This window comes from Rhizobium lentis (genome assembly GCF_014200175.1).
GTDB lineage: Bacteria > Pseudomonadota > Alphaproteobacteria > Rhizobiales > Rhizobiaceae > Rhizobium > Rhizobium mulingense.
Genome location: NZ_JACHBD010000007.1, coordinates 215,294 through 240,148, shown reverse-complemented (window position 1 = coordinate 240,148; position 24,855 = coordinate 215,294). Strand labels below are relative to the sequence as shown.

The 24,855-nt window shown below is 61.5% G+C and carries 16 protein-coding genes; 3 read left to right on the top strand and 13 right to left on the bottom strand.

What is annotated here, in order from left to right; genetic code table 11:
- Positions 1-127 precede the first annotated feature (127 nt).
- Positions 128-1,891 carry a glucan ABC transporter ATP-binding protein/ permease gene (locus tag GGI60_RS18375; protein ID WP_183917506.1) on the top strand — a complete coding sequence of 588 codons (1,764 nt, stop codon included), beginning with the start codon at positions 128-130 and terminating at the stop codon, positions 1,889-1,891.
- Positions 1,892-2,242: 351 nt separating this feature from the next.
- Positions 2,243-2,596, top strand: a complete 354-nt coding sequence (locus tag GGI60_RS18370) for a VOC family protein (protein ID WP_183917504.1) — start codon at positions 2,243-2,245, stop codon at positions 2,594-2,596.
- Between the two features lie 50 nt (positions 2,597-2,646).
- On the opposite strand, the gene GGI60_RS18365 is transcribed toward GGI60_RS18370, so the two are convergent.
- The 13 genes from GGI60_RS18365 to GGI60_RS18305 form a co-directional block, all read right to left on the bottom strand.
- Positions 2,647-3,885: an OpgC family protein gene (locus GGI60_RS18365; protein WP_183934844.1), complete on the bottom strand. Its 1,239-nt coding sequence runs from the start codon at positions 3,883-3,885 to the stop codon at positions 2,647-2,649.
- 102 nt (positions 3,886-3,987) lie between these two features.
- A complete protein-coding gene (locus tag GGI60_RS18360) occupies positions 3,988-12,507 on the bottom strand; it encodes a GH36-type glycosyl hydrolase domain-containing protein (RefSeq protein ID WP_183917500.1) in 8,520 nt (2,839 codons plus the stop codon).
- Positions 12,508-13,192: 685 nt separating this feature from the next.
- A complete protein-coding gene (locus GGI60_RS18355) occupies positions 13,193-13,357 on the bottom strand; it encodes a hypothetical protein (RefSeq protein ID WP_183917498.1) in 165 nt (54 codons plus the stop codon).
- 124 nt (positions 13,358-13,481) lie between these two features.
- Entirely contained in the window at positions 13,482-13,667 is a 186-nt protein-coding gene (locus GGI60_RS18350; protein WP_183917496.1) for a hypothetical protein, read from the bottom strand.
- 162 nt (positions 13,668-13,829) lie between these two features.
- On the bottom strand, positions 13,830-14,579 hold the full coding sequence (locus GGI60_RS18345; RefSeq protein ID WP_183917494.1) for an ABC transporter ATP-binding protein: 750 nt from the start codon (positions 14,577-14,579) through the stop codon (positions 13,830-13,832).
- Positions 14,576-15,409 carry an ABC transporter ATP-binding protein gene (locus GGI60_RS18340; RefSeq protein ID WP_183917493.1) on the bottom strand — a complete coding sequence of 278 codons (834 nt, stop codon included), beginning with the start codon at positions 15,407-15,409 and terminating at the stop codon, positions 14,576-14,578. Before GGI60_RS18340 ends, GGI60_RS18345 begins: the two co-directional genes overlap by 4 nt.
- Entirely contained in the window at positions 15,406-16,341 is a 936-nt protein-coding gene (locus GGI60_RS18335) for an ABC transporter permease (protein WP_183917491.1), read from the bottom strand. The genes GGI60_RS18340 and GGI60_RS18335 overlap by 4 nt, the downstream gene beginning before the upstream one ends.
- Complete coding sequence (locus GGI60_RS18330) at positions 16,338-17,408, bottom strand: ABC transporter permease (RefSeq protein WP_183917489.1); 1,071 nt, start codon at positions 17,406-17,408, stop codon at positions 16,338-16,340. Before GGI60_RS18330 ends, GGI60_RS18335 begins: the two co-directional genes overlap by 4 nt.
- 18 nt (positions 17,409-17,426) lie before the next feature.
- The gene (locus tag GGI60_RS18325; protein ID WP_183917487.1) at positions 17,427-19,070 is read right to left on the bottom strand and encodes an ABC transporter substrate-binding protein; all 1,644 of its coding nucleotides are present in this window, start codon (positions 19,068-19,070) and stop codon (positions 17,427-17,429) included.
- Positions 19,071-19,170: 100 nt separating this feature from the next.
- The gene (locus GGI60_RS18320; RefSeq protein ID WP_183917485.1) at positions 19,171-20,229 is read right to left on the bottom strand and encodes a dipeptidase; all 1,059 of its coding nucleotides are present in this window, start codon (positions 20,227-20,229) and stop codon (positions 19,171-19,173) included.
- A 154-nt stretch (positions 20,230-20,383) separates the two neighbouring features.
- Positions 20,384-21,409 carry an ABC transporter permease gene (locus tag GGI60_RS18315; protein WP_097580528.1) on the bottom strand — a complete coding sequence of 342 codons (1,026 nt, stop codon included), beginning with the start codon at positions 21,407-21,409 and terminating at the stop codon, positions 20,384-20,386.
- A gap of 34 nt (positions 21,410-21,443) precedes the next feature.
- The gene (locus GGI60_RS18310; RefSeq protein ID WP_183917483.1) at positions 21,444-22,985 is read right to left on the bottom strand and encodes a sugar ABC transporter ATP-binding protein; all 1,542 of its coding nucleotides are present in this window, start codon (positions 22,983-22,985) and stop codon (positions 21,444-21,446) included.
- Positions 22,986-23,054: 69 nt separating this feature from the next.
- Positions 23,055-23,984: a sugar ABC transporter substrate-binding protein gene (locus GGI60_RS18305; protein ID WP_183917481.1), complete on the bottom strand. Its 930-nt coding sequence runs from the start codon at positions 23,982-23,984 to the stop codon at positions 23,055-23,057.
- 373 nt (positions 23,985-24,357) lie between these two features.
- Here GGI60_RS18305 and GGI60_RS18300 point away from each other — a divergent pair, with 373 nt between their 5' ends.
- Entirely contained in the window at positions 24,358-24,855 is a 498-nt protein-coding gene (locus GGI60_RS18300) for a DUF1993 family protein (protein ID WP_183917479.1), read from the top strand.

Below are 24,855 nucleotides of genomic sequence, written 5' to 3'. Positions count from 1 at the left end.
GCCGCGAAAGTCGGCGGAGGTCGATTAACCCTCGGATGGACTCTGAATACTCCGTTAATCGCCGGTTCAGGTAGCCTTTCGTAGCATCGCATCATTCCCGTTTTCGCAGATGCACAAGAGGTTAGACGTGTCGCTATTCAAGGTCTATGCAAGAGCTCTGCGCTATCTTGGCGCCTACAAGCTCCGCGTATCCCTGGTCGTTATCGCCAATATTGTTCTGGCGACCATCACCATTGCGGAACCGATCCTGTTCGGTCGCATCATCGATGCGATCTCGGGCAAGGGTGAAGTCAAGCCCATCCTGTTCATGTGGGCGGGCTTCGCCGTGTTCAACACCATCGCCTTCGTCCTGGTATCGCGCGAGGCCGACCGGCTTGCCCATGGGCGGCGGGCCACGTTGCTGACGGAGGCTTTCGGCCGGATCATATCCATGCCACTCGCCTGGCACCACCAGCGCGGCACCTCCAACGCGCTGCATACGCTGCTGCGCGCCTGCGAGACGCTGTTCGGCCTCTGGCTGGAATTCATGCGCAACCATCTGTCGACGGTCATCGCGCTTGCCCTGCTCGTGCCGACCGCAATATCGATGGACCTGCGCCTGTCGGCCGTCCTCATCGTGCTCGGCATTGCTTACTGGCTGATCGGCCGTGTGGTCATGAGCCGCACCAAGGATGGCCAGGCTTCGGTCGAGAACCACTATCATACCGTCTTCTCACATGTCAGCGACTCGATCAGCAACGTGTCCGTTCTGCATAGCTACAACCGCATCGAAGCCGAAACCAAGGCGTTGAAATCCTTCGCCGACCGGCTGCTCGAAGCCCAGTATCCGGTGCTCGACTGGTGGGCGATCGCCAGTGCGCTGAATCGGATGGCCTCAACCATCGCGATGATGGTTGTCCTGATCATCGGCACGATGCTCGTTCAGTCCGGCCAGCTGCGCGTCGGTGACGTCATTGCCTTCATCGGCTTTGCCAACCTGCTGATTGCCCGCCTTGACCTGATGCGTCAATTCGCCACGCAGATCTTCGAGGCTCGTTCCAAGCTGCAGGATTTCTACACGCTCGAAGATTCGGTGCGTGAACGCGAAGAGCCGGCCGGCAACGGCGAGATCAAGAGCGTCAAGGGTGCGGTCGAATTCCGCGACGTCTCCTTCGGCTTCGGCAACAGCTCGCAGGGTCTGCACAATGTCTCCTTCTCGGTGAAGGCCGGCCAGACAGTTGCCATCGTCGGCCCGACCGGCGCCGGCAAGACGACGCTGGTCAACCTGCTGCAGCGCGTTTACGACCCGCAGGGTGGCCAGATCCTCGTCGACGGCACCGATATCACCAAGGTGACCCGCAAGTCGCTGCGTCGCCATATCGCCACCGTCTTCCAGGATGCCGGCCTGCTGAACCGTTCGATCAGCGACAATATCCGCCTTGGCCGGGAGGGTGCCAGCGAAGAGGAAATGCGCCGTGCGGCCGAAGCCGCCGCCGCTGCCGACTTCATCGAAACCCGCGAGGAGCGTTACGATACGCATGTCGGCGAACGCGGCAACAAGCTCTCCGGCGGCGAGCGCCAGCGCATCGCGATTGCCCGCGCTATCCTCAAGGACGCGCCGATCCTGGTGCTCGACGAGGCGACCTCGGCGCTCGATGTCGAGACGGAAGCCCGCGTCAAGGCGGCGATCGACAATCTGCGTGAGAACCGGACCACCTTCATCATCGCCCACCGTCTGTCGACGGTCCGCGAAGCTGATATGGTGCTCTTCCTGGACAACGGCCGCGTCGCCGAGCAGGGCAGCTTCGACGAGCTCAGCCACAGCAACGGCCGCTTCGCCGCCCTGCTGCGCGCCAGCGGTATCCTGACGGACGACGAAGTCCGCAAGGCCCACGCCACCGAAGCCGCCTAATCGGTCGGGTTTCAAAACAAAGGCCGGAAGGATAGTTCCTTCCGGCCTTTGTTTGGCGGGTTAGGCCAGTCCAATTCCTCCGTGTACATGAGACACCCCTCTGCCCTGCCGGGGATCTCCCCCACAGGTGGGGAGATTGGCTGGGCGCACCGGCTTCCCCAACCAACAACGAACCGGTGTTCGCACGACGGCGGAAAGGGACTACGGGGCCAACCTTTTGCCGATCACCCAACTTTTGGGGGATGTTCGGAAGGGGGGGTGCCGCACGCCGCCGTTCCGAGCCAAACCCCGATTGACCACCCTGCCGATCTTCCTACCTTCCACCTTGTCCAAGCATCGGAGGGAAAGACCATGAAGGTCCTGCGGATCGTCGCCAATATTGCGGCACCCGACACCACGCCGGCGCGGCGATTCTATCAGGATATCCTGGGTCTCGACGTTGTCATGGATCACGGCTGGATCACCACCTTCGGCGCCGCGAGGCCTATGAATGTTCAGGTGAGCGTCGCCAGCCAAGGCGGCTCCGGCACGCCGGTGCCGGACCTCTCGATCGAAGTCGACGATCTGGATGCTGCTTTCGCGGCGATGTCGGCCGCCGGTTTTCCGATCGAATACGGCCCGGTGGACGAGCCCTGGGGCGTCAGGCGCTTTTATGCCCGCGATCCCCTGGGCAGGCTGGTGAACATCCTCGTTCACAAAAACTGAGCCGGCGGGCATGGCTCGCCGGCTCAGTTATATCCAGGCAAGGCTGGCTGCTATTGCCGATTGGTGCGGCGATAGGTGTTTGCCGCTCCACCGATCCGCACGGGCACCGGGACGGCGGCAGCCTCGGTGACGAGCTTGCGCTTGACCTTGCCCAGCTGACGTTTGTGTTCGAGATAGTAGGCATAGGTGAATTGCGTCGCAATGCCGGCGATGACAAAGATCGGGCCGACCAGCGGATCCTTGTTGGTGATGTAGAGCACCACCTGGCCGACCATGGCGAGGATCGTGCCGGCGACAAAGATGTTGAGCGAATGGCGGCCGAGGATCGTCAGCGGATGGTCCGCGGGACGCCGCAGGATGCGGGAGAATGCGGGGATGCTGATAATCAGATAGGTCAGCGCCAGCACATGCAGCAGCCGCGGCAGTGACAGGAAGGTCTTGTCGAAACCGGTGATAACAGGCGGCAGGCCAAGCGCTGCCAGCGAGTTGCCGAAAATCCAGAGATGACCTGTCACCCAGACGAAGGACAGCACGACGTAAGCGGCGGCGACCCCAAGCAATAGCGGGTGCCGCGGAATCCGGCCGCCGCGCTTGATATGCAGGATCGAGACAATGCCGATCGAAAACAGGAACTGCCAGGACAGCGGATTGAGGAACCAATAGCCCTCGATCAGCATGTTGTGCGGCGCCACCTGATAAATGCCGGCGAGCAGCCAGACCGCGCCCGAGACGGCAAGCGCCAATAGCGGGCTTCGCTCGTTCAGGAGAAGGAGGATGGGCACCATCAGCAGCAACGCCCCGTACATGGGCAGGATATTGTTGTAGCCGATCTGGTGGCCGAGCAGGAGCAGCGCCGGGATACCTTCCTTGAGGTTCATCAGAACCGCTAGAATATTGATTTCGACAAGCAGTCCGGGCCGGTGGAACAGCCAGGCGCCGCAGATGAACAGCGCCAGCGTCATGAAGGTCGTGATCATATGGGCGAGGTAGAGCGTAAAGGCCCGCTTTGCCGCCTTGATCGCCATTCTGAGCCGGTTGCCCGGCTGAAAGCGGGATCCGTAGGCAAGGCCGACGGCAATGCCAGATATCAGCACGAAGGCCTCGGCGGCATCGGAGAAGCCGAAATTCTTCGTCGTCGCATATTCGAAGAATTGCCCGGGAACATGATTGATGAAGATCATGATCAGGGCGAGGCCACGCAGCACGTCAAGCCTTGTATCGCGCCCTGGCGCAGCTACGGATAGAGAACTGCGCTCGGCGCCGATGGCTTCGGTCAGCGTGCTTGCCATGGGGTGTCTCCTGTTATCCGATTTTGCAAACGCGACGACGGCCAAAAGGGTTCCCTTTTGGCCGTTCGCGAATCGCCGTGATGTCTGCGTGGAGAAACGCTTTTATCCGAGCGGATATCCCTCTTCGGGATCGGCGATTTCGCTGCCGTTGATCGACAGAGTGTAGCCGCTGGCATTGGACGCTTTTGAGACCGAAATGCGGTATTTGCCGTCGCCCCGCTCCACCTCTGCCGCAAAACCGTCCCATTCAGACGGGAGCGACGGACGCACATAAAGCCGGCCGTCTTTCAGCCGGATACCGAGAATGCCCTCGACGGCAGCCCGGTAGAGCCAGCCGGCCGAGCCGGTGTACCAGGTCCAGCCGCCGCGCGCCGTATAAGGCTCATGTCCATAAACGTCGGCGGCCACGACGTAGGGTTCGACCCGGTATTGCTCGGCCGAAGCCTTGTCGAGCGCATGGGTGATCGGGTTGAGGATCTGGAAGCAGCGGAAGGCATCGTCGCCCCGCTTGAGCTCCGCCAACGCCATCACCACCCAGGTCGCGGCATGGGTATATTGGCCGCCGTTTTCGCGCACGCCCGGCGGATAAGCCTTGATATAACCGGGATCCCTGGCGGAATTGATGAAAGGCGGCGTGAACAGCCGGATGATGCGGGCTTCCTCGTCGACCAGTTGATCGAGCACGGCGTCCATCGCCTTGACAGCGCGGGCCGGGTCGCCCTCGCCGGACAGAACGCTCCAGGACTGCGCGATCGAATCGATCCGGCATTCCGGGCTTTCCTTGGAACCGAGCCGCGCGCCATCGTCAAACGTGCCCCGGCGATAATAGCCGCCGTCCCACGCCGCCGTTTCGAGCGCCTTCTTCAAGTCCTTGAGATGTGCAGTCCAGCGCTTTGCGCGCGCCGTGTCGCCGCGCTCTTCGGCATAGGGAATGAAGTTGCGCAATGCACCCGCCAGGAACCAGCCGAGCCAGACGCTGGTGCCGCGGCCGGCGATGCCGACGCGGTTCATGCCGTCGTTCCAGTCGCCGCCGAGGAACAGCGGCAGGCCGTTAGCCCCCTTGCGGGCGATGGCGAGATCGAGTGCCAGCGCCGCATGTTCGTAGACGCTCGCCTTATCCTCGGAAATCTCCGGCTTGTAGAACGAGTCATGCTGTCCCTCGAGAAGCGCCGGGCCTTCCAGGAAGGCAATTTCCTCGTCGAGCACGCTCTTGTCACCGGTGACGCTGCAATAGTGATGGATCGCATAGCTCAGCCAGACGACGTCGTCCGAGATCATCGTGCGGACGCCGGCACCCGTTCCCGGCAGCCACCAATGCTGGACGTCGCCCTCGCGGAATTGGCGCGAGGCGGCGTTCAGGATCTGCCGGCGGGCGATCGAGGGTTCGTGCAGCAGGAAGGCCAGCGTGTCCTGCAGCTGATCTCGGAAGCCAAAGGCGCCGCTTGCCTGGTAGAAGGCGGTGCGGGCCATGATCCGGCAGCCGAGGCTCTGATAGGGCAGCCAGGTGTTGACGAGATTGTTCATCCCGCGATCCGGCGTCGAGATCTGCAGCCTGCCGGTGAAATCTCGCCAGAAGCTGCGGTTTGCCTCGACGGCGTCATCGAACGAAGCCTTGCGGATATCGGCGATGACGTCGCGCGCTTCTTCTTCCGTCGGCATATCGCCGAGGAAGAAGGTGAAGTCGCGCTCCTCGCCGGCGTTAAGCTCGATGTCGATAGCCAGAGCCGCGGCCGGATCGCCGTCGAGTTCGGTCGCACCCGAAAGAGCAGCCGCTGACGTAACGGCCTGCGGCGCCTGGATCGTTCCCGCCTTGCCGATGAACTCGCGCCGGCTTGCGCAGACGCTCGAAGGCGTCTCGCTCGCCGCGAAGAAGGCGGTTCGGTTGGAAAAATCGATGCTGTAGGGATTGGTGGCGAACAGCGCTCCCGTCTCCTCATCATGGCTCGACAGGATGAAGGGTGCAGTGCGTGCCGGATTGTTGCCGAGGACCCATTCGACATAACCGTAGAGCCGTAGCTTGCGACCGGTCGAGCCGGTATTGCGCAGGCGCAGACGCTGCAGCTTGACCGGCTTGTCGCGAGCGATCGTCTGCGTCAGCTCCAGTGCGATCTCGTGCTGGACGCTTGAGAAGACCGAATAGCCGAGCCCATGGCGGGCTTCAAAACGAATGTCCGGCCGGCGCGACAGCGCCGCGAACGGCGTCATGACCGCACCGCTGTCGAGGTCGGCGAGATAGAAGGCCTCCCCCGAACGGTTGACCACGGCATCGTTCGACCAGGAGGTCAGCTGGTAGTCGCGCGAATTGACGCTCCAGGTGAAGCCTGCGCCTTCGGCCGACACGTGAAAGCCGAACCTGTCATTGGAAATGACGTTGATCCAGGGCTGCGGCGTTGCATGACCGCCGGGCAAGCGAACGACATATTCGCGGCCGTCTCGGGCAAACCCGCCGATGCCATTCCAGAAGTCGAGATCGCCTTCCTCTTCGATGACGACGGCCGGCACGACAGGCGGCGGCACCGGCGCGACACGCTTGACCGAAGCCTTGTTGCGCTCAGCGCGCTCCATCTCCTGCAGTTCATCCTTCGACGGTGCAAACAGGGCGACGGCGCGGTTGATCTGGTCGACCACCTTGCCGTTCTTCGCATGCAGGGTGACGCGGGAAGCCGCGATCACCGCACGATAGGTGCTCTCCTCCATCAGATCCTTTCGAACCGCGAAGATATGCTGACGCAATCCGTCGGCCTGGCCGATGCGGCGCACGTTCTCGCACATGGCGTCGAGCGCGTGCTGCATGTCCTGTGCGTAGGAAGAGGCACGTTCGTTCATGATGATGAGATCGGCGGTGACGCCGCGCGAGCGCAGATATTCCTGTGCCAGCAGGGCCTCGCGGGCAATGTCGAGATCCATGTCGTCGTTGACGCGCAACGTGAAAATCGGAAAATCGCCGGAGATCGCCAAAGGCCACAGCGCCGATTGCGACTGAAGGCCGGCCTCGACGGTCGCTTCATCCTTGCGCAGCTGCATGTCGGGATAGACGAGGTAGCGTCCGAGATGCTGGAAGGCTGCCGCCTGCTGAGAGGTGACGCCGACGTGGCGCATCTGCACCTGCGTGCGCGTCCAGGCCTGGACGAGCTCATGGTTGAAGGCGTCGGGATGACGGTAGCGATTGACCGCCTTGTCGACCTCGTCGCGGTTTGGAGCGGCGATCGTCCAGAAGAACACGCTGACCTTTTTGCCGGCCGGCACACGCACAGTGCGGCGCAGCGACATGACGGGGTCGAGCGTGAAGCCGTCGCTGCCGGAAAGCGTGGCACCCGGATCGAAGGCCGCCGCATCGGCGAGGCTGCGGCCACGGCCGATAAACTTGCGCCGGTCAGTCTCGAATTCCGTATGACGGGTGTCGCCGGCATTGTCGACGATCAGATGGGCGATGCTGATGTTCGGCTCATTCGGATCGCGTTTGTTGCGTTCGGCGCGGATGACGTCGCCGCGCTTGCCGATCTCGGTCTTGATGAACATGCGGGCGAAGGCCGGATGCGCATTGTCGGTATCATCCGAGGTGATGACCGGTTCGAGATAGGATGTGACTTCGATGAAACGATCTTCCGTGCCCATGTTGAGCAGGGTGACACGGCGAGCCTCGGCATCATGCTCTGTCGCGATGATGCACTCCACCTCACTCGTCAGGTCACCAATCGTCTTGGTGAACTGCGCTTTTTCGTCGGCGAACTCGACCTTGATCTTTTCGCCCTCGACCCCCTTCGGCTCTGCTGTCGCCGACCACCATTCGTTGGTGGCGGTATCGCGGAGGAAGATGAAGGTGCCCCAGCGGTCTTCGGTCGGATCGGCCTTCCAGCGGGACACGGAAAGACCATTCCAGCGGGAATAGCCGGCGCCCGTCGCCGTCAGCATCAGCGAGTAATGGCCGTTCGACAGGAATACGAGTTCGCGGTCGCGCGACGCCGGATCGTTGATCTTCCTGATCTCCGGCCGCAGCAGATCGTCCTGGATGCTGGCCGGCGTGTCCGATTCATGCTTGCCGCTCATGACCGGAATGTCGCGCGGCGCCTTTTCCTGCAGTAGAAGCTCCGCCGCCTCGATGACCGGGTCGGAATGGAAGAGCTCGCGCAGATGGCCGTTGAAGGCGACGTTGGCGACGGCGGCAATCGACATGCCGTGATGGTGGGCATAATAATTGTAGACCACCGCGCATTTCTTGCCTTCCGGCACGCGCGTCGGCGTGAAGTCGACCGCGTCGTGGAAGCCGAACTTGCCGAGCGCACCGACCTTGCGCAGCCGCTGCAGATTTTCGAGTGCGCCCTGCGGGTCGTACTGGCTGGCGAGCAGCGAAGCATAGGGCGCGATGACGGCATTGTGGCCGAGGCCACGCTTCAGACCGAGCGTCGGCACGCCGAAATTCGTGTATTGATAATTGAGGTTATGGTCGCGGGCGTTGAAGGCCGCTTCCGAAATGCCCCACGGAATACCGAGCTTGCGGGCGTAGTTTATCTGCTCGACCACAACCAGATTATTGGTCTGGTTGAGGATGCCGCCGCCGCGCTCCTGCATGACGAGCGGTGGCATCAGATATTCGAACATCGAGCCGGACCAGGAGACCAGCGCGCCGCGCGATCCCACCGGCACCACCTGGCGTCCGAGGCGATACCAGTGCTCCGTCGGCAGGTCGCCCTTGGCGATGCCGAACAGGCTGGTCAGGCGGCATTCGGAAGCCAGCAGATCGTAGCAGGCCTGGTCGAGTTCGCCGCTTTCGACACGGTAGCCGATCGACAGCAGGCGCCGTTCCGGCCGGAACAGGAAGCCGAAATCCATCGAGAACGCGAGATCGCGGGCCTTATCGCGCAGCGCCACCAGCCGCGGCCGGAGCGCGTCGACCTTGGAAAGGTCGAAGGTACTGTCGGAGATATGCGCCTCGCAGACCTTGACGAGAGATGCCGCCCATTGGGTGACCTCTTCGCTCTGCTTCGACTTGACCTCGTGGTCGAGATTGGCCGCGAGTTTTTCGATGTCGCGGGCGAGAACGGCGAGGTTGATGATGCGGATTGAGGCGAATTCGTGCTCGCGCTTGACGGCGGCAAGCGCGTTCTGGAAGCCGACAATGCGCTCTTCCAGGCGCCGGCGCAGCGGGCGCACGGTCTTGCGGTCATCCGGCAGATCCGCCAGCACCTCGCCCAAAATGCCTGCCGTATCGCCGACACCGTCGAGATTGCCCTGCATATGGGCCGACGGCGCCTCGGCCCAGTTGCGGCAGGCCGAAGAAACGGCGATCAGATGGCCGGCGAGATTGCCGCTGTCGACCGCCGAGACGTAACGCGGCCCCAGCGTCTGCAGCGTATCGCTGTGATACCAGTTGTACAGATGGCCGCGGAATTTCTCCATTTTGTCGATCGTGGCAATCGTCTGCTCCAACCGCTCGAGCGTCTCCTCGAAGGAGAACCAGCCGAAATGCCGGCCGGACACGACGGAAAGCAGATAGACGCCGATATTGGTCGGCGACGTGCGGGCCGCGACGATGACATGCGGCGTTTCCTGGATATTGTCCGGCGGCAGATAATTCTGCTCGGCCGTGGTGAAGGTCTCGAAATAGCGCCAGGTGCGCCGGGCGATCTTGCGCAACTCGCTCGACACGGAGTCGGCGACTTCGAGCCGGTCCTCGGTCTCGGCCGACTGGCTGACGTACCAGGCGACGACAGGCGAGAGGATCCACAGCAGCGCGAAGGGGATGCCGACCAGGAAGGCGTTGTCGCCGGGAAGGGCTGCGAAACCAAGCGCCAGCAGCGCCAGCGCAGGCGCATGCCACATCCGCTTGTAATAAGAGGCGAGGGTGCCTTGCCCGCCGGCCTGAACGCTGGCGGCGGTCCGCCACTGCAGCATCATCTTACGGCTGACGAACAGGCGGTAGAGCGAACGGCCGATCGCATCCGCCATCATGGCGGCCGAATCGGCAATGAAGACGATCCGCAATGCGACCTGCGCATTGGCGGCCGTGATATCCGACCAGACCGTATAGAGATGGGCGCGGGCGATGATATCGCTGGTGCGCGGGATGATGCCGTTGATGAGCGACAGCGTCGGCGCCACGAAGAGGCAGAAGATCAGCAGAATCTGCCAGACGAGCGCGCCGAGCGGGCCCATAAAATACCAGCCGAGCACGGAGGCGAAGAACCAGGCGATCGGCGTCAGCGAACGGCGCAGATTGTCGAACATCTTCCAGCGGCCGAGCGCCGTGACGCCGTATTTCGGATTGAACATATAAGGCAGGAGCTGCCAGTCGCCGCGCGCCCAGCGATGCTGGCGCGAGGTCTCCACCTCGTAGCGGATCGGGAAATCCTCGACCAGCTCGAGATCGGTGACGAGGGCGCAGCGCGCCATCGAACCTTCGAGAAGATCGTGGCTGAGGACGGAATTCTCGTCGATCCGGCCCCTCAGCGAGGCTTCGAAGGCATCGACATGGTAGAGGCCCTTACCGGTGAAGGTGCCCTCGCCGGCGAGATCCTGATAGACGTCGGAAACCGTGAAGACATAAGGATCTAGGCCGCGGTTGATCGAAAAGACGCGCTGGAAGACCGAGGCGTCCTTGCCCGTCGTCAACGACGGCGTGACACGCGGCTGCAGCACGCCGTAGCCGCTTTCGACACGGCCGGTTTTCGGATTGATGACCGGGCGGTTGATCGGATGATAGAGCTTGCCGACGAGCTTGGTGACGGCGTCGCGCATCAGGCGCGTGTCGGCATCGAGCGTCATGACATATTGCACATTGGCCGGCACGGCATTGGCGCCCGGCAGATAGGTCGTGTCGCGGTCGCCGCGCAGCAGCATGTTCAGCTCGTGCAGCTTGCCGCGCTTGCGCTCCCAGCCCATCCAGACGCCTTCCGAGGCGTTGTAGAGACGGCGGCGATGCAACAGGTAGAAACGCGTCTTGCCGTCATAGGCATAGCGGGCGGAGAGATTGGCGATCTCGCGCCTTGCATAGTCGAGAACCTCGAGATCGGCGGGCGTCTCCTCGACATCGCTGTCCGGCCAGTCGCTGAGCAGCGCGAAATAGATCTCGCCGCGCGGATTGGCGAGATAGTGGACCTCAAGATTGCGCACGTGGTCGTCGACGCTGTCGCGGTTCGAGATCAGGCAGGGCACGACGAGCAGCGTGCGCGCATCCTCCGGAATGCCCTCCTTGAACTCGTAGCCGACGAGACGCGCCGGCGTCACGAAGAAGGAAAGCAGCGTGTTGAAGAGACCCGTCGCCCCCTCCGATGCCGGCAGCGAGAACATGATCAGCAGCACGGCGATTTCGATCGGACCCATGCCGGCATTCGCCATGAACTTGCCGACAACAGCCATGGCAATAACAGTCAGCAGCATGACGGGAACGGCAATTGCCAGCCAGTTGAACTGGCGCACGGCGCGCACGAAATGCTGGGTAATCGTCGGGCGGTAATTCGCCCGCGCCTCGAGCTTCGGCCGCTGCGTGCCGGACAGGAAGCCGCCGACATTCGGTTCATGCGGCTGCGCCTCGCCCGAGGCCTTGGCGGCATTCGTCATATCGAGCGCCAGCTGGGCGATTTCCATCTCGGTCAACGGCGAACGTTTGGCGAGCTTCTCAATCTGCTTGCGGTATTTGTTGCGCGAGCCGGAATCGAGGATGCCGTAATCCGAATGTTCCCAGAGCAGCTTGTCGACATGGCTGACCTGCTCGACCCAGACCGACCATTCGGTGTCGTCGATCTCGCGCAGGCTGCGGATGATGTTGCCCATCGTCACGTTGCCGGAGGAGAGACGGCTGTGTTCGGCCGTCGTCGCCTCTTCGGTGTTGCGGCCAAGCTCTTCCAGCCGCGCGTCGAGCCAGGTGATCGCCAGGCTCGAGGTCTGCGAGCCGTCACGCAGGCGATAGAGGAACTGCGTCGAGAAGGTGTTGTCCTCGGCCAGCGGTTCCAGCGTCTTCAGATAGGCGGCCGCCCTGGCCGGATCGGTCAGGCGCACCAGCTCGTCGGCGGCCTCGTTGGCGCGGCGGCGCAGCCGGCGGCTGGCTTCGACACGGCTCGAAATACGGCGAAGGTTTTCGACGAGCACGTAGCGGACCAGCGAAGGCAGCGCCCAGAGTTCACCGATCCTCAGCGTCTCGCTGGCCTGGAAGCCGTCGACCAGCGCCGTCAGACTTTCCTGCGAGATCGTGCTGTGGGTATGAGCGACGTAGAGCCAGGCAAGCACCAGAGTGCGCGGAATCTCGACTCCGCCGACAGACATGGTCGGCAATTCGCGGTAGAAGCGGCGGGGGAAGTCACGCCGCACCTCCTGAATTGCCTCTTCGACGATATAATGGTTGTCGAGCAGCCATTCCGCCGCCGGCGTGATCGTCTCGCCGGCCTCGACATCCGTCGCCGTCGTGCGATAGACGCGCAGGATTTCCTTCTGATTTTCCTTGTGGCGTGCGAAGAAATCGAAAGGGGCGAAAGCCGGCAGCTTGTCGACGCCGTTACGGGCGACTGCATCGCCCATCGCCTTGATGTCCTCGATGGAAAGATAGGTCGAGCGGATCGAATCATTGTGATCGATCTGCTTCATCTCGGGTTCGCGAGGAAGGCTCGGAGAAAGAATGGCAATAGACATGGGTTCGGTTCTGGATCCAAACAAAGTTATGGCTGGTTTTGCTCAGCCTTTTGCACTGCTTATCATGACTGCTACATGAACGGGCTCCGATTCGTCGAAGATCGATGAAGCCGGAGTGAATGACGTCTGGCAAGTGATGCAACCCGGCGCAGCCCTGGTCCAGGACAGAGGGCGATCAATACACTCTCCGCAAAACCATGTCGAAAAGTTGGACACCATCGGGACAATTCAAGTCAAGAGGCATGCGCCGCCTGACTGCTGCGCTTGCGCGGCGGGGGATGGCGAGCATGCCGGCGCCCGGTTGCGGCGAGGCAGGCGCAGAGGAAGAATTTTCCGGATCTTCGTCTGTCTTTGAGCGACTTGTTCGCCTGCTTACGGTGTCCGACCGGGGCGTGCGTCGACTTGAACCCGGCCAGACCTAAAGCGCGTCGCATCAAATTTAATTCACGCAACGCGCTTTAGCTCTTTGTTTTAATGCATGTCTCCCGGAACCGCTGCACACTTCCGGGAGACATGCATTAACGGGAGCAAAAATGCGCCGCATGAGTGCGTGAGACGGCGCTCTTTTCGAACGCGTGATAAGGGGAGAGGGATGATCAAGGGGCTTGAAACGCCGAGACAGTGTCCGGCATTCAATAAAGGCGGCAGCCGCAGCCCCGGCGCCTGCCGAGGCTTGTTATGCCGACTATCCAACGACGCCGAAGACCATGGCTACCACGAACAGGAATGCCGCGGTGAAGATTGTCCCATGGAGCACCGTCTGAAGCCTGTGACGCATGGCGTGCGGCTTCTTGGTCGGTACGGAACCATAGTGGTTCACGTGAGTATGCGAAATACCCAGTTCTGCCATATGTCGCCTCCGTTGTTCTCGTGCGGCCGGTTGTGCGGCTCGCTGTTATATTTCGTATTCCCTATCAGGTAGGTAGAGATAAATTTCCATCCAGAGGGAGCGGAAGAGAAAATTCACCCAGCTCTTAGAAGAGCGTGCGCCATGCCCAGATCAGCGAGCGCTCGACGGCGGCCTCGTTCTGGGGCGGGTTGGAGGCCTCGATCAGGCGCCGGTCGTTTTCCGCAGGCATGGAGACCGTCACCTGTTCCTTGCGTTCGGCTCTGGCGGGAGGATCGAGGTAGCCCATGGTCATCCCACCGAGAAAGAACATGCCTTGACCTCCATCGATCACGAAAGCTAACAATCGTTAACGGGATCATGACAGAAGCAGGGCAGCTGTCAATAGTCTAGCTGAATGGTCGTCTTTTAACGAAACATTATCCTTAACGGCAGCGCAGCTGGTTTCTATTCAATAGTTTGAAATGATTGCCTTTCAGGCTTTGACGAAGCCTTTGCTCGCGATCATCAAATTTTTCGTGTAGTCCTCCTGGACCGCGCCCTTTGCCAGCGCTTGCGAGCTCAATCGTTCGACAACGGCGCCATTGCGCATCACGGCGAGCCTATCGCACATATGGGTGATCACACCGAGATCGTGGCTCACCATAATGAAGGTGAGTTTGCGGTCGCGGCGGATCTGCTCGAGCAGGTTCAACACCTCCGCCTGCACCGAGGCGTCGAGCGCCGATGTCGGCTCGTCGAGCAGCAGGATCGACGGTTCGACGATCAGCGCCCGGGCGATCGCCACACGCTGCCGCTGGCCGCCGGAGAGCTGGTGCGGGTAGCGGAAACGGAAGCCATTGCCGAGGCCGACTTCGTCGAGCGCCCGCGCGATGCGCCTGTCGTTGTCCCCGATGCCGTGAATCGCAAGCGGTTCGAGCAGCAGCCGGTCGATCGTCTGACGCGGATGCAACGAACCATAGGGATCCTGGAAGACCATTTGCACACGCCGATAAAAGGCCTTGCTGCGCTTTGCGCCTTTCAATGCTTCGCCGTCAACGCGGATCGCGCCGCCGCTGATCGGCGCAAGTCCGGCCACGGCGCGCAACAAGGTGGATTTGCCCGAACCGGACTCGCCCACGAGACCGAAGGATTCACCGCGTTCGACATCGATGCTGACATCCTTCAGCGCGTGAAATTGATCGTAGACGACGCTGAGATTGTCGACGTGGAGCGCAGCGCTCATGCCGCCCACTCCGGCCTGCGGTCGAGCACCGGCAGCGGATGGCGGTTCGCGCCGATCTCGGGCATGCAATTCAACAGTCCTTGCGTATAGGGATGCTGCGCATGTTTGAGATCGGCGGCCGCAAGCTCCTCGACAATCTTTCCCGCATACATGACGATGACCCGATCGCAGAAAGAGGAGACCAGTCTCAAATCATGGGAGATGAAGATCAATCCCATGCCGCGCTCCGATACCAGCCTGTCCATGATTCTGAGCACATCGAGCTGCACCGTCACGTCGAGCGCCGAAGTCGGCTCGTCGGCAATCAGCAGCTCCGGCCCGGCGATCAGCATCATGGCGATCATCGCCCGCTGCCCCATGCCACCCGAAACTTCGTGCGGATGCAGGTCGAAGACGCGTTTCGGATTGCGGATCTGCACGGCCTCCAGCATGGCGAGCGCGCGCTCGCGCGCCTCCGCTTTGCCGACCCTTTCATGTGTGCGCAGCGTTTCGCAGATCTGCCGGCCGATCGTCATCACAGGATCGAGCGAATATTTCGGATCCTGAAGGATCATGGCGATGCGTTTGCCGCGCAGCCTGCGCCGTTGCCCGGCCGAGGCCTTGAGGAGATCGATACCGCTGAAATCCAGCCTGTCGGCCACGACGATGCCGTGTTTCGGCGTCAGGCCCATGATGGCCCGGCCGGTCTGCGACTTGCCGGAGCCGGATTCGCCGACGATGCCGAGCCTTTCCTTGCCCAGCGTGAAGGAGACGTCGCGCACGGCCTCGATCATGCCGGTGCGCGTGGGGTAGCTGACCTTGAGCCTGTCGACCGTCAGAAGCGTCGTCACCGGCCGCTCTCCTTCGGATCGAGTGCGTCGCGCAGGCCGTCGCCGAGCAGATTGAAGCCGAGGCTGACGATGAGGATGGCGATGCCGGGCATCGCTGCCACCCACCATTGATCGAGGATGAAGCGCCGGCCCGAAGCGATCATCGCGCCCCATTCCGGCAGCGGCGGTTGCGCGCCCAAGCCCAGGAAGCCGAGGCCGGCGGCCGTCAGGATGATGCCGGCCATGTCGAGCGTCACGCGCACGATCAGCGAGGAAATGCAGAGCGGCATCACATGGCGCACGATGATGCGCAGCGGCGAGGCGCCCATCAGCCTCACCGCGGAGATATAGTCGGACCGCCGGACCGTCAGCGTTTCGGCGCGCGCGATCCGGGCATAGGGCGGCCAGGACGTGATGGCGATGGCGATGATCGCGTTCTGGATGCCGGGGCCGAGCGCGGCGACGAAAGCGAGCGCCAGAACCAGCTTCGGAAAGGCGAGGAAAATATCGGTGATGCGCATCAGCGTCGAATCCACCCAGCCGCCGGCATAACCGGAGACGGTGCCAACGATCAGGCCGATCGGCGCCGAGATGACGGCGACGAGCACGACAACCAGCAGCGTCAAACGCGATCCGTAGATCAGCCGCGAAAGGATATCACGGCCCTGGTCGTCGGTGCCGAGCAGGAATTCACCCGTTCCCGGCGGCAGCAGCCGGGCATTGCGCAGATCGCCGACGACGGGATTGTGTGTGGCGATGATATCGGCGAAGGCAGCGATGAAAAGCAGCGCCACGATAATCAGCAGGCCGACGGCGGCAAGCCGGTTTGCGGTGAACTGCCGCCAGGTGACATAGGCGCGGCCGAGGCGCGCCTGCATCCGCGATTGCGGCCGGTCGGACAGCAGCCAGTCGCGGCGGCTCATCGTCGGCGATGGGCTGGCGGGAGCCGTCATCGGTTTCGCGTCCTCGGGTCGAGCGTCCGGTAGAGAAGATCGGACAGAAGATTGATGGCGATGAAAACCGTGCCGATGACGATCGTGCCGCCGAGCACGGCGTTCATATCGGCATTCTGCAGCGAGTTGGTGATGTAGAGCCCGATGCCCGGCCAGGAGAAGACGGTCTCGGTCAGCACCGATCCTTCGAGCAGGCCGGCATAGGAAAGCGCGATGACGGTGACGAGCGGCACGGCGGCGTTGCGCAGCGCATGGCCCCAGATCACCCGCGTTTCCGAAAGCCCCTTGGCGCGCGCGGCAACGATATATTCTTGCGACAGCTCGTTCAGCATGAAGCTGCGAGTCATGCGGCTGATATAGGCGAGCGAGAAATAGCCGAGCAGCGAGGCGGGCAGGATGATGTGGCGGAAGACGTCGTAGAAGACGTCCCATTGCCCCTGCCAGGCGCTGTCGAGGAGGTAGAAGCCGGTGATCGGCGTGAACGTATATTCGAAGACGATGTCGATGCGGCCGGGAAAGGCCACCCAGCGCAGCTGCGCATAGAAGATGACGAGCGAGATCAGCGCCAGCCAGAAGATCGGCACCGAGTAGCCGATCAGGCCGATGACGCGCACCGCCTGGTCGGCGATGCTGCCGCGACGCACGGCGGCGAGAACGCCGAGCGGCACGCCGACGCAGGCGCCGATCAACGTTCCAAGTGTGGCAAGCTCGATCGTCGCCGGCATGACGCGGCGGATGTCGACCATCACAGGGTTGGTCGTCAGCACCGAATTGCCGAAATCGCCGGACAGCACGCCTTTGACATAGATGTAAAACTGCTCATAGAGCGGCAGATTAAAGCCCATTTCCCGGCGCACACGCTCAACGACATGGGTGGGCGCGCGGTCGCCGAGAATGGCGAGCACCGGATCGATCGGCACGACGCGGCCGATAAAGAAGGTGACGGCCAAAAGGCCAAGATAGGTGGTGACGGCGGCGAACAGGAACCGCCCGATCGCCTTGGCGAGCGTGCTGGCACCGCCCTTGCGGGGCCGTGCCGCCACCTGTGTTGTTTCAATGGTGCTCAAGCGACCAATCCTGCCGGATCATTCCTTGGCAATCGGACCGACGAAATTGGTATCGAAGCTCGGACCCAGTTTGAAGTCCTTCAAATTCTTGCGGTAGCCTGCCACTTCGGTCTGCTGGAAGATGATGACGAAGGGGCTGTCGGCGAGGAACTTCCTTTGAATATCCTCGTACATGGCCGCACGCTTCTCACCGTCACGTTCCAGCAGCGCCGCCTTGGCTTGCTTGTCGAGCTCCGGCGACTCCCAGGCATTGCGCCATGCGAGCGTCTTCACCGTGCCGGCGTCGGAATTGTCGGGATTGCTGGTGAACGTATCGGCATTGGAATTCGGATCGAAATAGTCCGAACCCCAATTGCCGATATAGATATCGTGGGTGCGGGCACGATATTTGGTCAGCGTCTGTTTGCCGTCGCCAGGAATGATCTCCAGCTTCACGCCGGCCTGCGCCAGCGTCTGCTGCATCGATTCGGCAATGCCGGTCACCGGCTGGGTGTTGCGCACGTCCATGGTCACCGAGAATCCGTCCGGGACGCCGGCCTTGGCCAGCAGTTCCTTGGCCTTGCCGACATCGAGCTTGTAGGGGTTCTCGTCGAGCGCGCCGAGCTGGCCCTCCGGCAGGAAGGTCTGGTGGATCTCGCCGATGCCCTTGATCAGCGTTGCGCCGATCGCATCGTAGTCGACCAGATATTTGAAGGCTTCCTGGACTTCCGGCTTCTTCAGGTTCTCATTCTTGTTGTTCAGGCTGACGTAGTAGATCGTGCCCTTCGGCGCACTGGTCGTCGCCAGATCGGCTTTCTTGGATACGGCGTCGATGTCGCCGGGCTCGAGGTTACGGGCGATGTCGATATCGCCTGCTTCGAGCGCCAGCCGCTGGGCCGAGCTTTCCTTCATATAGCGGTAGATAACACGATTGAGCTTTGGCTTGTCGCCGTAATAATTGTCGTTGCGCTCCAGCACGACGACTTCGTTAGCCCGCCATTCGCGCAGCTTGAAGGCGCCGGAACCGGCGTAGCCAGTCTTCAGCCACTCATTGCCGAAATCATTGTCGTATTTGTGCTCGGCATCGGGCGTCACCGCCTTCACATGGTCAAGCACCAGTTTCTTGTCGACTACGGAAGCAACCGTCGCCGTCAGGCAGTTGAGCACGAAGCTCGGCGCGTAGGCCTTGTCGACCGTGAAGACGAACGTATTGGCATCGGCCGCCTTGGCTTTTTCGGTGACGTTGTCGCCGGTCAGGCCGAACTGGGTGAGGATGAAGGCGGGGCTCTTGTCGAGCTTGACGGCGCGCTCGAACGACCAGGCGACATCTTCGGCGGTGATCGGATTGCCGGAGGCGAATTTCAGGCCGGGTTTCAGCTTGAACGTATAGGTGAGACCGTCATCGGAAACGGTCCAGCTTTCGGCGAGATCGCCCTTCACCTTGGACGTATCGTTGAGGTCGAGACGAACGAGGAGGCTATAGGTGTTGGAAGTGACTTCGGCGGTCGAAAGCTCGAAGGCTTCGCCGGGATCCATGGTGATGATGTCGTCGATGGCAAAACCCTCGACCAGCGTGTCTTTGGGCGTTTCGGCAAAGGCGGCGGGGGCCGCCATCATCAGGAGCGAAAGGGCGGCTCCTGCGGAAAGCAGGCGGAAATTGCGGCTGAGCTTGGCGATCATCATGGTCTGTTCCCCTGTTCTTGATTGATTACGAAGCGTTTTGTCAGTCATATCCCATTAAAACTATTGTCCCTTTTCAGGGCGTCCAGAGGCGCGCGGCACTTTAGGCGTGGTCCTCCCGCCAAGCTTGCGCCAGAATACGAAGCCAATTTTCACGGGCAAGTTTCGTGAGATCGGCCTCACCATATCCAACCTCCCGGAGAGCAGCAATCAGCTTCTGATTGCCGGCCGCGTCGCCGATTTCTTCCGGAATGGTTGCGCCGTCGAAGTCCGATCCGAGACCGACGCAATCGATGCCGATGCGGTTCACCAGATAGTCGATGTGGCGGATCATATCGGCAAGCGGTGTGTCGCTGTCCGAGCGGCCGTCGTCACGCAGCATGGCCGTCGCATAATTGATCCCGACAAGCCCGCGGCTTTCGCGGATCGCGTCGAGTTGCCTGTCCGTCAGGTTGCGCGCGACCGGCGTCAGCGCATGCGCATTGGAATGGCTGGCAACCAGCGGCTGATCCGTCGTCTTCGCCACGTCCCAGAAACCCTTCTCGGTGATATGAGCAAGATCGATCAGGATGCCGAGGCGATTGCATTCCCGCACCAGCTCGAAACCGGCCTCGGTAAGGCCGGGCGCCGTGTCCGGCGACATCGGGAAAGCGAAGGGCACGCCATGGCCGAAGACGTTGTGCCGGCTCCAGACCGGGCCAAGCGATCGCAGTCCCGCTGCATAGAATACTTCGAGCGCCGAAAGGTCGGCGCTGATCGCCTCGCAGCCTTCCATATGCATGACCGCGGCGAACATCTCCTCCGCCATGGCGCCGCGGATGTCCTTGACCGTGCGGCAGAGACGCCAAGCGCCGGCCTGGTCGAGCCGCAGCGCGATCGCCGCCATTTCAGTGGCGATCGCAAGGGACGGAAGCGGATCAAGCGGGTCGGCCATCGGCGTGACATAACGGCCGTCGGCATCCGGATTGGCGAAGACGAGATCGCCCGATGGAATATAGATGGCGCAGAGACCACCGGACAGACCGCCCGCTTTCGCCCGGCGCGCATCGATATGGCCGACCGTCGTGCCGTCCGAAAATTCCGCGATAGGGTCGCTGCCGTCTTTTGAATGTGTCCAGAGTCGAAGGAGAACGTCGTTGTGACCGTCAAATACGAATTGCATCTGTCTTCCTGCACTGCCCCAGGCGGGCGAATGAAGTGGCAGAATAGAAAAGCTGACGGAATTCGCCATCTCTTTTTTTGAAAATCGGCCATCGGCGCGAAAACGTAAACGGGGGCCGAAGCCCCCGTAAAATCATGAATGATGCCGGCAGAGATCAGTGCTTGCGGCGCTTCTTCTGTCTGTAGACGTCGATCACAACGGCCGCGACGATGATGAAGCCTTTGACGATCTCCTGGTAATAGGCATCGATTCTGAGGAAGGTGAAGCCAGATGTCATGACGCCGAGGATGATGGTGCCGATGACGGTGCCGGTGATGCGGCCGACGCCGCCGGTCAGCGAGGTGCCGCCGATGACGGTCGCGGCAATCGCATCGAGCTCATATCCGACGCCCATGCTGGCCTGCGCGGTTTCGGCGCGTGCTGCCGTGACGATGCCGGCAAGGCCGGCGAGTAATCCGGCGATCACATAGACCTTGACGAGATGCGCCTCGATGTTGATGCCCGAAACGCGTGCCGCCTGCGGGTTGGCGCCGATGGCATACGTAAACTTGCCGTAGCGTGTGTAGCGTAGCGCAATATGGAAGATCAGCGCGACGACCAGGAAGACGACGACCGGCCAGGCCTTGGTGCCGATGAAGTGAAACTGCTCGGTGATGCCGGAAACCGGCTGTCCCTTGGTATACCACTTCGCCACGCCGCGGGCCGACACGAACATGCCGAGCGTTGCGATGAAGGGCGGGATTTTCGTATAGGCGATGAGTGCGCCATTCGCCAGACCCGCAGCCGCCCCGATCAGCAGGCCGACCATGATCGGCACCACAGCCGGCAGATCGGTCAGCGAGGGGAAGACTGCCCGTCCCCAGGTGGAGGACTGGGCGAAGCTTGTCGCGATCATCGCCGTCATGCCGACGACGGAGCCGGATGAAAGATCGATGCCGCCTGTGATGATGACCTGCGTGACGCCGACGGCGATGATGCCGATGACCGAGACCTGCAGGATCATGATCGTCAGACGCTGCGAATTCATCAGAAAGCTTTGGCCGATGAACATCCAGCCGAGCGCTTCATAGATGAGTGCTATGCCGACGAGCACGAGGAAAATGCTGAGCTCGGTCGGTAAGCGCCGCCGCCGTTGCCGGGTTGCGAGCGGAGCCGCGCCCTCTGCTGCCTTGGTACTCATGTCAAACCTCCCTTGGGCGATTGCAGACGGCGCATCACTGCGCAGCCAGCTCCATCACCTTGATCTGCGTTGCTTCATCGCGATTGAGGAAACCGGTCACGCGTCCTTCATGCATGACCATGATGCGGTCGCTCATCCCGAGAACCTCGGGCATCTCGGACGAGATCATGATGACTGCCACGCCGTTTCGCGCCATTTCGGTGACCAGCCGGTGAATTTCCGCCTTGGCGCCGACATCGATGCCGCGCGTCGGCTCGTCGAGAATGAGGATTCGCGGATTGGTGAGCAGCCAGCGGCCGATCAGCACCTTCTGCTGATTGCCGCCCGAAAGATTCTCCACGCGCTCGTACAGATTGGGCGTCTTCACCCGCAGCTTTTTCGCCATGTCTTCGCAGGTCGCCTCGATTGCGCCCTGCTGCACGAAGCCGCCCTTGACATATCTGTCCTGCAGAACGGCGATCTGCATGTTCTCGAGAATATCGAGGATCAGCAGACAGCCAGTGTCCTTCCGGTCCTCGGTCAGGAACGCCATCCGGTTGCGGATGGCCTCGGTCGGCGAAGAAATCGTCACCGGCTTGCCGTAGAGCTCGATTGAGCCGGAGCTTGCCGGCGTCACGCCGAAGAGCGTTTCGGCGACATTCGACCGCCCGGAGCCGACGAGGCCGGCCACCCCGAGAATCTCGCCGGCCCTGACCTCGAAGGAGACATTGCGGAAGACGCCGTTGAGGCAGAGATCCTTGACGGAGAGCACGACCTCGCCGATCGGCACCTCTTCCTTGGGGAACATCTGGGTGATCTCGCGCCCGACCATCATGCGGATGATGTCATCGCGGGTGACGTCGGTCGAGGCATGGGTGCCGATATAGCGGCCGTCGCGGAAGACGGAAAACTCGTCGGCGATCTCGAAAAGCTCATTCATCTTGTGGGTGATGTAGACGATGCCGATGCCTTGCGCCCTGAGGTCGCGGATAATGCGGAAAAGATGCTCGACCTCGCGCTCCGTCAGCGCCGAAGTCGGCTCGTCCATGATCAGCACGTCGGAATTATAGGAAACCGCCTTGGCGATCTCGACCATCTGGCGGTTTGCGACGGAGAGATACCGGACCTCGATATCGGGATCGATTGATATGTTGAGCCGGTCAAACAGCTCTTCGGTCATGCGATGCATCACGCCGTGATCGACGAAGCCGAAGCGGTTCTTCGGTTCGCGGCGGATCCAGATATTTTCCGCGACCGTCATGAACGGCATCAGGTTCAGTTCCTGATGGATCATGGCAATGCCGTTCTCCAACGCGTCGAGCGGAGATTTCAGCTGGATTTCGATCCCTTTCAGGCGGATATCGCCTTTATCGGGCGTGTAGATGCCGGCCAGGATCTTCATCAATGTCGATTTGCCGGCGCCGTTTTCGCCCATCAGCGCATGCACGGAGGCGCGCTTCAGCCGGAACTGCACGTCGTCGAGTGCGACGACGCCTGGAAATTCCTTGCGAACACCTTCGGCGCTCAACAGATATTCCGCATTCGGAACTGCGCCGCTTGCGCGCACGGCGGCCATGGTTGTCGGGCTGACGGCCATATCATCTCCTCCGGATACGGGCAGGCGAAAAGGATGCGGACAAAGCCCGCATCCCGTTTGGCGTTCGCCTCAGTTCTTGGTGACGAAGTCCTTGACGTTTTCAGGGGTGACGAGCTGGAAGGGAATATAGACCTTCTTCTCGACCGTTTCGCCCTTGGCGATCTTCAGCGCCGTATCGAGCGCGCCCTTGCCCTGGCCGGCGGCATCCTGGAACACGGTCACGTCAAGATCGCCCGCCTGCATGGCGGCAAGCGCGTCCTGTGTGGCGTCGACGCCGCCGATGACGACCTTGCTCATATCCTTGCCGGCTGCCTTCAGCGCCTGGATGGCGCCGATCGCCATTTCGTCGTTGTTGGAGATGACAGCGTCGAACTCGATGCCGCTGGAGAGCCAATTGGTCATCAGGTCGGCGCCCTGGGTGCGGTCCCAGTTGGCCGTCTGCTCTTCGACGATCTCGATGCCTTTGCACTCATCGGTCTTGATGACGTCATGGATATCCTGGGTGCGCATGCGCGCAGCCTGGTTGGAAAGTTCGCCCATGATGACGACGGCCTTGCCCTTGCCACCGAGAATGCGGCAAATTTCCTTGGTTTCCAGCGTGCCGGATTCCTGCTCGTTGGATGCGACGAAGGCCTGTTTGTCCGGCAGCGTGTCGACATTGACCGGCTGACGGTTGACATAGACCAGCGGAATGCCGGCATCTGCGGCGAGCTTCGACATTGCCGTCGTCGCATCGGTATCAACAGGGTTGACGATGATTGCGTCGACCTTGGAGGCGATGAAATTCTGGATCTGGCTCTGCTGCTTGGAAACGTCGTTCTGTGCGTCTTCGACCTGCAGCGTCACACCGCTCAGCGTCTTGGCGTAATCGGTCATGCCGTTGCGCAGAACGGTCAGAAAGTTGTCGTCGAACTTCGCCATCGAGACGCCGACGGTTTCTGCGTGAGCGGCCGCCGACATGACGAGCGCCATCGCAGTGCCCAGGATAAACTTTTTCATTTTACTTCCTCCACAAACGGTGCCCGGCTGCACCCTCCTCACGCCGGAGCCCCAGGCATTTGCCCTGAAGCCGCAATTCGCTCGTGCCGCCTCTCCCGCGGCGTCCCGTAAAAACGGAACAAACAAACCGTAAAATCTGCTCTTCGGAATATTCATTCCATTTTCTGCGAACGGCGTCAAGCCTCTTTAGCGGCGACGAGATATGGACCGGGCGCGCGATGCCACGGTGCCTTATGCCGGCACCTGCATTCGCTGCATTGCGGAAGCCCAAGGGAGCCTCCATCTATGAGGGGTCGAAGGCAGGTGTACCGTCGCAGGCGCCCTCGATCTCTCGCTGCGGCCTGATTATTTGAAGATTTTGGAGACAGGACAGATGTCCATTTCGATCTATCGCCTCACCGTTCCGATGTTCCAGCGGGGCCTCGCCAGCCTGAAAACCTACCTCGACAAGGCCGAAGCCTATGCGAGGGAAAAGAATGTCGATCCCGCCATATTGGTCGCTGCACGCCTTGCGCCGGACATGCTGCCGCTTTCCGGCCAGTATCAGCGCGCCAGCGACAGCGCCAAATTCACCCTGGCTCGACTGACCGGCACCGACGCCCCGAAATTCGAAGACAATGAAAAGACGTTCGACGAGTTGCGCGAGCGCCTGGCAAAGACCGAAGCCTATCTCGCCACATTTTCGGCGCAGGCGCTGGAAGGCGTGGAAGGCCGCCAGATCACCCTGCCCGGCAGCAGCGGCATCGTGCTTCCGGGCGAAGAATATGTCACCACCTTCGCGCTGCCGAACTTCTATTTCCACGTGGCGACCGCCCACGCCATCCTGCGCAATCAGGGTGCGCCGATCGGCAAGCGTGATTATCTCGGGTAA

Bases quoted from the DNA above. Each gene is read 5' to 3' on its own strand.
- GGI60_RS18365 (WP_183934844.1), bottom strand. From the start codon at position 3,885: ATGGCAAGCACGCTGACCGAAGCCATCGGCGCCGAGCGCAGTTCTCTA.
- GGI60_RS18360 (WP_183917500.1), bottom strand. From the start codon at position 12,507: ATGTCTATTGCCATTCTTTCTCCGAGCCTTCCTCGCGAACCCGAGATG.
- GGI60_RS18335 (WP_183917491.1), bottom strand. From the start codon at position 16,341: ATGACGGCTCCCGCCAGCCCATCGCCGACGATGAGCCGCCGCGACTGG.
- GGI60_RS18320 (WP_183917485.1), bottom strand. From the start codon at position 20,229: ATGCAATTCGTATTTGACGGTCACAACGACGTTCTCCTTCGACTCTGG.
- GGI60_RS18310 (WP_183917483.1), bottom strand. From the start codon at position 22,985: ATGGCCGTCAGCCCGACAACCATGGCCGCCGTGCGCGCAAGCGGCGCA.
- GGI60_RS18355 (WP_183917498.1), bottom strand. From the start codon at position 13,357: ATGGCAGAACTGGGTATTTCGCATACTCACGTGAACCACTATGGTTCC.
- GGI60_RS18315 (WP_097580528.1), bottom strand. From the start codon at position 21,409: ATGAGTACCAAGGCAGCAGAGGGCGCGGCTCCGCTCGCAACCCGGCAA.
- GGI60_RS18345 (WP_183917494.1), bottom strand. From the start codon at position 14,579: ATGAGCGCTGCGCTCCACGTCGACAATCTCAGCGTCGTCTACGATCAA.
- GGI60_RS18370 (WP_183917504.1), top strand. From the start codon at position 2,243: ATGAAGGTCCTGCGGATCGTCGCCAATATTGCGGCACCCGACACCACG.
- GGI60_RS18300 (WP_183917479.1), top strand. From the start codon at position 24,358: ATGTCCATTTCGATCTATCGCCTCACCGTTCCGATGTTCCAGCGGGGC.
- GGI60_RS18325 (WP_183917487.1), bottom strand. From the start codon at position 19,070: ATGATGATCGCCAAGCTCAGCCGCAATTTCCGCCTGCTTTCCGCAGGA.
- GGI60_RS18305 (WP_183917481.1), bottom strand. From the start codon at position 23,984: ATGAAAAAGTTTATCCTGGGCACTGCGATGGCGCTCGTCATGTCGGCG.
- GGI60_RS18350 (WP_183917496.1), bottom strand. From the start codon at position 13,667: ATGTTCTTTCTCGGTGGGATGACCATGGGCTACCTCGATCCTCCCGCC.